At 67.1% G+C, this 10338-nt stretch carries 10 protein-coding genes; 6 read left to right on the forward strand and 4 right to left on the reverse strand.

The features are described from left to right. Window positions 1-111: 111 nt before the first annotated feature. On the reverse strand, window positions 112-1965 hold the full coding sequence (locus tag G3O06_RS21215) for an ABC transporter ATP-binding protein (RefSeq protein ID WP_205817419.1): 1854 nt from the start codon (window positions 1963-1965) through the stop codon (window positions 112-114). 98 nt (window positions 1966-2063) lie between these two features. Further along, window positions 2064-3083, reverse strand: coding sequence for an alpha/beta hydrolase (locus G3O06_RS21220; RefSeq protein WP_205817420.1), 1020 nt, complete (start codon window positions 3081-3083; stop codon window positions 2064-2066). A gap of 148 nt (window positions 3084-3231) precedes the next feature. Here G3O06_RS21220 and G3O06_RS21225 point away from each other — a divergent pair, with 148 nt between their 5' ends. From G3O06_RS21225 to G3O06_RS21240, 4 genes are all read left to right on the forward strand, one after another. After that, a complete protein-coding gene (locus tag G3O06_RS21225; protein ID WP_174972714.1) occupies window positions 3232-3828 on the forward strand; it encodes a TetR/AcrR family transcriptional regulator in 597 nt (198 codons plus the stop codon). A gap of 155 nt (window positions 3829-3983) precedes the next feature. Next, complete coding sequence (locus tag G3O06_RS21230; protein WP_174972716.1) at window positions 3984-4550, forward strand: TetR/AcrR family transcriptional regulator; 567 nt, start codon at window positions 3984-3986, stop codon at window positions 4548-4550. A 222-nt stretch (window positions 4551-4772) separates the two neighbouring features. Next, on the forward strand, window positions 4773-5198 hold the full coding sequence (locus G3O06_RS21235) for an organic hydroperoxide resistance protein (protein ID WP_175003955.1): 426 nt from the start codon (window positions 4773-4775) through the stop codon (window positions 5196-5198). Window positions 5199-5263: 65 nt separating this feature from the next. After that, window positions 5264-6304, forward strand: coding sequence for an alpha/beta hydrolase (locus G3O06_RS21240; protein ID WP_174972720.1), 1041 nt, complete (start codon window positions 5264-5266; stop codon window positions 6302-6304). Window positions 6305-6439: 135 nt separating this feature from the next. Here the strand turns inward: G3O06_RS21240 and G3O06_RS21245 are convergent, their stop codons facing one another. Then, complete coding sequence (locus G3O06_RS21245) at window positions 6440-8131, reverse strand: hybrid sensor histidine kinase/response regulator (RefSeq protein ID WP_205817421.1); 1692 nt, start codon at window positions 8129-8131, stop codon at window positions 6440-6442. Window positions 8132-8221: 90 nt separating this feature from the next. Further along, window positions 8222-8950: a response regulator transcription factor gene (locus G3O06_RS21250; protein ID WP_241020172.1), complete on the reverse strand. Its 729-nt coding sequence runs from the start codon at window positions 8948-8950 to the stop codon at window positions 8222-8224. 315 nt (window positions 8951-9265) lie between these two features. On the opposite strand from G3O06_RS21250, the gene G3O06_RS21255 reads away from it, so the two are divergent. Then, window positions 9266-9589: a flagellar transcriptional regulator FlhD gene (locus tag G3O06_RS21255; RefSeq protein ID WP_174972724.1), complete on the forward strand. Its 324-nt coding sequence runs from the start codon at window positions 9266-9268 to the stop codon at window positions 9587-9589. Continuing rightward, window positions 9586-10239, forward strand: a complete 654-nt coding sequence (locus G3O06_RS21260; protein ID WP_346779544.1) for a FlhC family transcriptional regulator — start codon at window positions 9586-9588, stop codon at window positions 10237-10239. The genes G3O06_RS21255 and G3O06_RS21260 overlap by 4 nt, the downstream gene beginning before the upstream one ends. Window positions 10240-10338: the final 99 nt, after the last annotated feature.

A 10338-nucleotide genomic window follows, 5' to 3' on the forward strand; every position in this document is an offset into this window, starting at 1 on the left:
AACTGCGTCGGGCGACAGGAGGCCGGGCGATGGCGTCCGGCCGGCGGGAAAGCGACCGCGGTCGAGTTTGCCGACGATCGCTGCGCCGCCATGTTGCCACAGCGGTTCCGCCTATTGCTCCGCGCCTTCCGCGTCCGCCGTTTCGCCGAGGAACCCGCCGCTCTGGTGCGCCCACAGCGCCGCATAGATGCCACCGGCCTGCAGCAGTTGCTGATGCGTGCCTTCCTCGACGATCCGCCCTTCGTCGAGCACGATCAGCCGGTCCATTGCCGCGATCGTCGACAGCCGGTGCGCGATCGCGATCACCGTCTTGCCGTGCATCAGGCCGTCGAGGCTGCGCTGGATCGCGACTTCGACCTCGGAATCGAGCGCGCTGGTCGCTTCGTCGAGCACGAGGATCGGCGCGTCCTTGAGCATCACGCGCGCGATCGCGACGCGCTGCCGCTGGCCGCCCGACAGCTTCACGCCGCGCTCGCCGACCTCGACGTCGTAGCCGCTGCGGCCGTGACGGTCGCGCAGCCGGTCGATGAACTCGGACGCCTCCGCGCGCACGGCCGCGTCGTGCATCTCGCGCTCGGTCGCGTCGGGGCGCCCGTACAGCAGGTTCTCGCGCATCGTCCGGTGCAGCAGCGACGTATCCTGCGTGACCATCCCGATCCCGCTGCGCAGGCTGTCCTGCGTGACGTGCGCGATGTCCTGCCCGTCGATCCGGATCGTGCCGCCGCCCACGTCGTAGAAGCGCAGCAGCAGGTTCACGAGCGTCGACTTGCCGGCGCCCGAGCGGCCGATCAGGCCGATCCGCTCGCCGGGCCGGATCGTCAGGTTCAGCCCGTCGAATACCGCACGGTCGTTGTCCTCGTGCGCGAACTGCACGTTGTCGAACACGATCCCGCCGCGCTGCACCGCGAGCGGCTTCGCATCGGGTGCGTCGACCACGCTGCGCACCTTCGTCAGCGTATTGATGCCGTCCTGGATCGTGCCGACGTTCTCGAACAGCTCGGTCATCTCCCACATGATCCAGTGCGAATAGCTCGACAGGCGCAGCGCCATCGCGATCACCGCCGCGACGACACCCGCGCTCACCTCGCCGTGCATCCACAGATACAGCGCGAGGCCGGTCGAGCCGACCAGCAGCAGCGTCGACAGCAGGTGGTTGACGACCTCGAATGCGCTGACGAGCCGCATCTGCGCGTCGCCGGTCGCCTTGAACGCTTCCATCGCGCGCCGCGCGTGGTCGGCTTCGCGCCGCGTGTGCGAGAACAGCTTCACGGTCGTGATGTTCGAATACGCGTCGGTGATGCGGCCCGTCATCAGCGCGCGCGCATCGGCCTGGCGGCTGCCGACCGCACCGAGGCGCGGCACGAAATACGCGCACGCCAGGCCGTAGCCGAGCGCCCACAGCGCGAGCGGGATCATCAGCCGCCAGTCGAAGCTGGCCGCGAGCGCGAGGATGCCGATCAGGTACGCGGCGACACCGATCACGACGTCGACCGACATGAACAACGCATCGCGCACCGCGAGCGCGGTCTGCATGATCTTGGTCGTCACGCGGCCCGCGAACTCGTTCGCGTAGAACGACAGGCTCTGGTCGAGCATCAGCCGGTGAAACAGCCAGCGCAGCCGCATCGGGAAGTTGATCGCGAGCACCTGGTGCTTGACCATCGTATGCAGCGCGATCAGCAGCGTACTGCCGGCGAGGATCGCCGCGAACCCGGCGAGCGTGCCGAAGTGGCGGCCGCCGAAATCGACCGGCGTCGCGGACGCGAGCCAGTCGACCACGCGGCCCATCATCGCGAACAGCGCGGCTTCGTACGCGGCCAGCGCGGCCGACGTCAGCGCGATCAGCAGGATCCAGCTGCGCGCGCCTTTCGTGCACGCCCAGACGAACGAGAAGAAACCCCGCGGCGGCGTGACGGGATCTTCGAGCGGGAAAGTCGGCAGGCGCCGTTCAAACCACGAAAACATTGAAACCTCTCCTTGATGCGGCCACGCCGACCGGCGCGGCCCGTATTGCCCGTTTCATGCACGACGCCCTTTGCTGTGGCGCCGTGTTGCACACGTGTTCACTGCGCCCGGATCCATGCCTCGATCGGGCCGAGCGTGTCCGGTGCATACGCATGGCGCCCGAGCGCCGTGTACAGCCACTGCTTCCATGTCGGCCAGTCGGACTCGAGCTGGTAGTCGAACCAGCCGGCGCGCAGCAGCGCATGCGTCGCATCGGGCACGACCGCCACGCGCCGGTCGGGCTGGTTCGCGAACGCATGCGTGTAAGTGTTCGCCTCGTCGAGCGGATCGACATTGCGGTCCTGCGCGCCCCACACCGCCAGCACGGGCCCCTGCATCGTCGCGAGCGCCTGTGAAGCGTCTTCCAGGTAGTTGCGCGCGATGAAGCCGAAGCGGCGCGGCTCGATGTCGGGACGGCGGCGCGGATCGGCCGGCACGTCCGCCTGGCCGAAGATCGCGTCGTTGTCGCGTCGCTCGGCGGCCAGTGTCGCATCGATTCGATCCGGCTGCAGGCCGGTTGCCTGGAGCTGCTGTCGCGTGAGGTAAGTGCCTTGCCGGCGCCAGCTGACGGCGCCGCCGACGATCACCGAGAACGCGGGCCGCACCGCATTCGCGACGCGCGGAATCACCCAGCCGCCCTGCGAGAAGCCGAGCAGGCCGATCTTCGGCGTGGGACCGACGGCGGCGCGCACGCGCGCCATCGCGGCGATCGTTTCGTTTGCGCGGTCCTGCATCGATTGCGCGAGCCAGTCGCCGCCGCTGCGGCCGGTGCCCTGCTTGTCCCATGCGAACACGCCGATGCCGGCGTCGAGCAGGCTGTTGACGAGCGGCAGCATCGCGTCGTCCGAGAAGCGCGTGCGCGGCCCGTCGCCGTGGACGAGCAGCACGATCGGCGCATCGGGCGCGTGGGCCGGCAATGCGAGCGTGCCGACGAGGTCGGCGTCGCCCGCGCGGAATGCGAGCGTCGACACTTCCGCGCCCTTCAACTCGAAATCGGACAGGCCGCGCAACACGACTGCACCCACCGCGGCCAGCAGGAGCAGGACGAGCGCGGTGCCGGCAATGACGATTCGTTTCAAGAGGCCCTCGGTGCGGTGGTGTGGGCGGACGTCGCAGGCGGCACGTACATCGGTACGGTACCTTGACGCCTGCGGGGCGTCGCCATGATAATAGATCGACTAATCAGTCTAATAAAGATTTGAGTGATCGTCGAGTTCGGAGTTCCTGTTGAGAAAAATCGACCCTGAAAGAGTGGAAGCGAAGCGGCGCCAGATCCTGGACGCTGCGATCGACTGTTTTGCGCGCGACGGCTTCCATGCGACGTCCACGGCCGCGATCTGCAAGGCGGCCGGCATGAGCCCCGGCAACCTGTTCCACTATTTCCCGACGAAGGCGGCGATCATCGAGGCGGTCGCGCAGGAGGACCAGCGCGAGATGGCCGAACTGTTCGCGCGGCATGCGAACGCCGACGATGCGCTGACCGCGATCGAGGAGATCGCGCTGGCGTTGATGGAATTGTCGAGCGATCCCGTCTATGCGCGCATCAGCGTCGAGACCGCGGCGGAGGCGACGCGCAATCCGGATGTCGCCGCGCTGTTCGCGGCCAACGAGGCGCAGGTGAAAGGGCGGATGGTCGCGCTGATCAAGCGCGGCGTCGCGCAAGGGAAGATCGACGGCAGCCTGAAGCCCGATCTGGTCGCGACCTGGCTGCTCGCGCTCGCGGAAGGCGCGGTCGGGCGCGTCGTGTTCGAGCCGGGGTTCAAGCCGCGCGCACACCGGGCGATGCTGCGGACGATCATTCAGCGGATGTTGAAGCCGCAATAAGGGTGGCGGGGCCGGTGGACGTGCGCTATCCGAGCCCGATGCATGCGTTGGGCGGCCTTGAGCCGGTGAGCGCGGGCGGGACGCCGGGCAGGGCACAGATCGCGCCCTTAAAAAAGTCCTTGACTGTCTATCTATGAGTAGATAAAGTTCGCTCCATGGAAACGAAACCGACCGTCCGCGAACAGATTCTCGACCACGCGATCACGCTGATGATGCTGCGCGGTTACAACGGCTTCAGCTATCGAGACCTGTCCGACCTGGTGGGCGTGAAGACGTCGAGCATCCACTATTACTTCCCGTCGAAGGACGACCTCGTGCTGGAAGCAGTGTCGGTTTATAGCGACGACGTCCTCTCGGCCATGCGGGCGATCGATCCGGCGCTGCCGGCCGACGTGAAGCTGAGCCTGTACACGAAGATGTTCGGCCGCACGCTCGGCGACGGCAACATGATCTGCCTGTGCGGGATGCTGGCGGCCGATATCGAATCGTTGCCGGAGAACGTGCGGCAGGCCGTGCAGGCATTCTTCAAGGCCAACGAGAGCTGGCTCGCGGAATTGCTGGCGCAGGGCGCGAAGGAAGGCACGCTGCAGTACAGCGGCAAGCCCGAAACGGCCGCGCGTACGTTGTATGCGGCGTTTCAGGGCAGCGTGCTGGCCAGCCGGCTGTTTCACACGCGGGCGCGTCTCGAGGATGTCGAGGCGGTCTGGAAAACGCGGTCCTGACGGGCCGCGCAGGCAGTCGGGCGGTTCGCCGCCTTTTGTTGGGTTTTGTTATCTATCTGGTGATAGATAGATAAAATGGGCAGGTGGATCAACCACCTGCATTTTTCGGGGATGTTTGTCTATCTATGAGTAGATAAACAAACGCGATGCCGGTTGCGGAGCAGCCGGCAAGCGGTCCCGGGTTGTAAGGCTGTTTCACTCACTGATGAAAAGGAGTCTGTCATGTCGATCGAAAAAGTGCTGTACCGCGCCCATGCAAAAGCCACCGGCGGCCGTGACGGCCGTGCGACGGTGCCCGAGAGCAACCTCGACCTGAAGCTGACCACGCCGCGCGAACTCGGCGGCGCGGGCGGCGCAGGCGCGAACCCCGAGCAACTGTTCGCCGCCGGCTACAGCGCGTGCTTCATCGGCGCGATGAAGTTCGTCGCAGCGCGCGACAAGATCGCGATGCCCGCGGATGCCGCGATCGAAGGCAGCGTCGGCATCGGCGCGATCCCGAACGGCTTCGGCATCGAAGTCGAACTGAAGATCTCGCTGCCGGGTCTCGATCGCGATGTCGCGCAGACGCTGATCGATCGTGCGCACCTCGTGTGCCCGTACTCGAATGCGACGCGCGGCAACATCGACGTCACGCTCACGCTCGTCTGATCGTACGCATTGCGAATCATCCATCGTCACATCGTCATTCACAGGTTGAGCCAAGGAGTTACATCATGAAGATCGTCAAGCCGCTGCTGATCGCTGCCGCCGTCGCCGCCGCACTGTCCGTCACGTCCACCGCGTTCGCCGCGGGCACCGGTGCCGACGCCGTGCGGCCCGATGCGACGACGAGCGCATTCCTCGCCGCGCTCAACGGGCAGAAGGGCCCGGGCCTCGAAACGCTGAGCCCCGCGAAGGCGCGCCAGGTGCTGGTCGATGCGCAGAACGGCACGAAGGTCGACCTGTCGGGTATCGACGTGTCGAACCGCACGATCGAACAGGACGGCTTGTCCGTGCCGGTGACGATCGTCCGCCCGCAAGGCGCGACGGGCACGCTGCCGGTGTTCATGTTCATTCACGGCGGCGGCTGGGTGCTCGGCGATTTCCCGACGCATGAACGCCTCGTGCGCGACCTCGTCGTGCAATCGGGCGCCGTCGCGGTGTTCGTGAACTACACGCCGTCGCCGGAAGCGCATTACCCGGTCGCGATCAACCAGGCGTATGCGGCAACGAAGTGGGTGGCCGCGCACGGCGCCGAGATCGGCGTCGACGGCAGCCGTCTCGCGGTGGTCGGCAACAGCGTCGGCGGGAACATGGCGGCCGTGGTGGCGCTGATGGCGAAGGACAAGGGCGGCCCCGCGATCCGTTTCCAGGGGCTGATGTGGCCGGTGACGGACCACAACTTCAACACAGGTTCGTACAACGCATATCAGCAGGGGCACTTCCTGACGCGGCCGATGATGAAGTGGTTCTGGGACGCCTATACGAAGAACGAAGCGCAACGCAACGAGATCTACGCGTCGCCGCTGCGCGCGAGCACCGCGCAGTTGAAGGGCCTGCCGCCCGCGCTGATCCAGGTCGCGCAGTTCGACGTGCTGCGTGACGAAGGCGAAGCGTACGGCCGCAAGCTCGACGCGGCCGGTGTCGAGGCAACGACCACGCGCTACGACGGCACGATCCACGATTTCGGCCTGCTGAACGCACTGGCCAACGATGCGCCGACGAAGGCGGCGATGAAGGCGATGGCGAACGAGATCGCGACGCGGTTGAAGTAAGCGGCGGCTCGCACTCGCGCCATGCTTGACGCGGTGCGAGTGCGCAGACTCGGCGGCGGGCTACGTGCCCGCCGTTTTTGCATGCGGCCGGCGGGCGGGAGGGTTCGCGCGACGCAGCGTGCCGGCCCGGCACCGCTATCCGGGCGCCTTCGCATGCAGCAGGCGTGCCATCGCCGCGCGCAGCTTGTCGCTCGGCACCGGCTTGTGCAGCAGCACGAACCCGCCGTGCTTCAGCCGGCCGGGCCGCCGCGCGGTCGTGTCGCCCGTGATCAGCATCGCGGGAATCGCCGTGTTGTATTCGTCGCGAATCCGCGCGATCGCACCGATCCCGTTCTGGTCGCCGTGCAGGTGAAGGTCGCAGATCAGCAGGGTCGGCCGTACCTCGCACGATGCCAGGCACGCGATCGCGTCATCGACCGACGCGGCCGTGACGACCCGGTAGCCCCAGCGTTCGAGCAGCATCGACATGCCGGCGCGGATCGCGCTTTCGTCGTCGATCACGACCACGAGGTGCGCAGCGGCAGCCGCCTCGTCGACGGCGATCTCGTCGGCGGCCACGCTCGGCTGCACGGCCGTGTCCAGCCGCACCAGCTGCAGTTCGAAGCACGAGCCCCGCCCGGGCTCGGAGCGCAGCGTCAGCGGGCAGTCGAGCAGCCCCGCGAGGCGCCGCACGATCGCCAGTCCAAGGCCCACGCCTTGTTCGTGGTCGCCGTCGCGATGGCGCAACTGGTAGTAGTCGTCGAATACGCGGGCCTGCTGGTCGGCCGGAATGCCGCGCCCGGTGTCGATGAACTGCAGGCGCACGTGCTGGTGCGTGCGCCGGCAGCCGACGACGATGCGTCCGGCGTCGGTATAGCGCACCGCATTCGACAGCAGGTTGCGTGCGATGCGCTCGATCAACACGGGATCGGAATCGACCACCGCGGCGCTGCGCACGTACGACAGCGACAGGCCTTTGCCGTGCGCGTCGGCGGCGACTTCGCGGCACACGCGTTCCAGCACCGCACCGATCGCGAACGGCCGGCGATGGACGGGCACGACGCCCGCGTCGAGCCGCGAGATGTCGAGGATCGCGGTGAACAGCGCATCCATCGCGTTGACGGACTGGTCGATGCGATCGACGAGCAGCGTGCCGTCGGCCGGCATCGGCACGTGTCGCAACGCGCCGACGAACAGGCTCAATGCGTGGACGGGCTGGCGCAGGTCGTGGCTCGCCGCCGCGAGAAAGCTCGACTTGACGTGCACGGCCTCCGTCGCGAGATCCTTTTGCCGCCGGAAGTTCTCGGCCAGCTGCGCGGCGCGCATGCGTTCGCGTTCGGCGATCCGCTGCGCGCGGATCAGTTGCAGCTGCATCTCGATCTGGTCGCGGAATTCCTCGACGAGCCGGATGTAGCGCTCCGAATACGCGTTCTCCTTGCAGTCGAGCAGGCAGATCGTGCCGAACGGCGTGTTGTCGGGCCAGCGGATCGGCAGGCCGAGATACGAGACCATGTTGACGCGCAGGTCCGGGTTGTTGCGCCACTGCGCCGATTGCCGCGCATCCGGCACGACCAGCGTGTCGCCGCTCGCGATGACCGCTTCGCAGTAGAGGCCGGAGCCGTGCAGCTCGGCCGATTCGCCCGGATAGAACGGGTTGCCGGTGTTGCGGCTTGCCACCAGCACCTGGATGTCGCGGCCGACGTTACGCATGATCAGCCCGGCCGGCACGCCGACGATTTCCGCCATCAGGTCGACGAGGCGCTGCCAGCGCGCGATCACGTCGGCGGCGAGGTCGAACGGGACTTCATGCTCGGCCGGCGCTTCGGGCGGCTCGTCGACACGCGTCATGCGCACGCTCCTCGAACGGGCGGGGGAGATGGGAAAAATTTAGGCGTTCCGCGGCGACATGGCAATGTCGCGACGCGTGCGGGCGTCGGATCAGAGGAGGCCGGCCTTCCTGCCGGCCGCCGCCGCCTGGGTGCGATTGATGACGTTCAGCGCCTTGAAGATCGCGGTGATGTGCGCCTTGACGGTCTTTTCCGACAGGCCGAGCTTGTCGGCGATGACCTTGTTCGGCACGCCTTCCGCGAGATACCGCAGTACTTCGACCTGACGCTGCGTCAGCGTCGAACCGCGTGCCGCAGCGGCGCCGTCAGGCGGCCGTGGCGCGGGGTCGTCGAGCAGGAGCGGCGGCACGTAGCGTTCGCCGTTGAGTGCGATCCGGATGGCGGACAGCAGCGTGCGCGGGCTCGCGGACTTCGGCACGTAGCCCATCGCGCCCTGCGCGAACGCGCTGCGCACGGCGCCGGGATCCTCGGACGACGACAGCACGATGACCGGGAGCCCGGGGCGCATCGTCGCGAATACGGAGAGGGCGTCGAGGCCGTCCATGCCCTGCAGCTTCAGGTCGAGCACGATGGCGTCGAGGTCGGCATGCTCGTCGAGCAGCCGCACCGCGTCGTCGGCGCTGTTCGCCTGGACGACGACAGTATCGCCGTCACCCCGGCGCAACAGCATCTCCACGCCGTCCCGCAGGATGGCGTGATCGTCGACGATCAGAATTTTCATGAGGACGGTTAAATAAGAAAAGCCGGGGCCGGACCGGCAAGAATGTACCGGATTGTACAAGACGAAAGTCTTAATACTAAAGTCGTGTTTATCGGGCATTTGTCTTGCGTCTAACGTCGCGTTTACATTCAGCGGAATATCGCCGAGACTCAATCACGACAGTTCGCAATGCAGGCGAATGCGGGCACGCCATACGATGTGTTGCCGCATCGCCGCGATGTGAACGACTAAGCAAGCGGCCGCTTCAGGACTGAATGGCGGCGCGATGCACGCGCATCCTGCGCGTCGTTCGGCGACGGTGAATTTCGGTTATTCACGCCGAACGAAAAAATAACGGTTCGTAATAACCGCATTATCGGCACGTATTCTGACGGTGAATCATTGATCCTGATCGCGCATGAATCGAGGTGAACGATGAAGGTTGCCAACGACAGTGATGCAATGTGGGAACTGAACATGTCGTATCTTTGGCTTGCGCAGCGGCTGCTGCAGTCGGATCGCGCAACCGGCATGTTCCGCCTGGGTGTGACCGCCGACGTCGCCGCCGCGCTGGCCGCGCTGTCGATGAAGCACATGAACGAGCTCGCATCGACGGGGCAGCTGATCTGCGCATTGCGGCCGGGACGGTACGGCGTGCTGTCGGCGCTGACCCGTGCGACGCCGCCGGTCGATCTCGTGCGCGTGCATACCGCGATGGTGCTGGCCGGCCTTGCGCTACCCGACGAGGAAACATCGTGAGCGGCCACGCCGGGCGGCACGGCCTCGCGGACGATGCGCAGCTGACGATGCACGCGGCGGCGCTGATCCGGCTCGGCGCGCGGCTGCAGATGCTGGAGATCGAGTGCGGATTGCCGCGCGACCGTCTCGTGCGCCTGTATCGCGAAGTGCGCGGCGGCGCCGCGCCGAAGGGGCTGCTGCCGTCGTCCACCGACTGGTACATGACGTGGTTCGCGAACATCCACGCATCGCTGTTCCACAGCATCTACCGCTTCCTGCGCAACCGGGCGGGCTGCCCGCGGCTCGAGGCGCTCGTCAAGGCCTATACGCTGTACGCCGAACATGGCGATGCCGTGGGTCTCGCGCTGCCGCTGGACCTGACGCGAGCGTGGATGCTGGTGCGCTTCGTCGACGCGGGCGTGCTCGACATCGCGCAATGCCGCGATTGCGGCGCGGCGTTCATCACCTACCGCCACGCACTGCGCCGGCATCCCGTCTGCGTCGCGTGCCGGCTGCCGCCGCGCGCCGGCAAGCGCGCAGTCGGGGAGACGCCGTGCGTGGCACCCGGCGCGCGTCGCGCACGGCGGCAGGACGCACGTGCGGCCGTCGCGTCCTGTCACGACGGCGGGAGCGTCGCAGGCGAATCGTCGGGAGAATGGCGTGCAGTCTAGCGGGGCAACGGCAACGGCAACGGCTGCGGCGGGCCCCGTGTGGCTCGCGGCGAACGGTGGCGGCCGGCGCGTCGGGTCGGCCGGTGCGGCGCGCTCGCC

Origin of the sequence: Burkholderia sp. Ac-20345 (assembly GCF_017104825.1) — a bacterium.
Classification (GTDB): Bacteria; Pseudomonadota; Gammaproteobacteria; order Burkholderiales; family Burkholderiaceae; genus Burkholderia; species Burkholderia lata_B.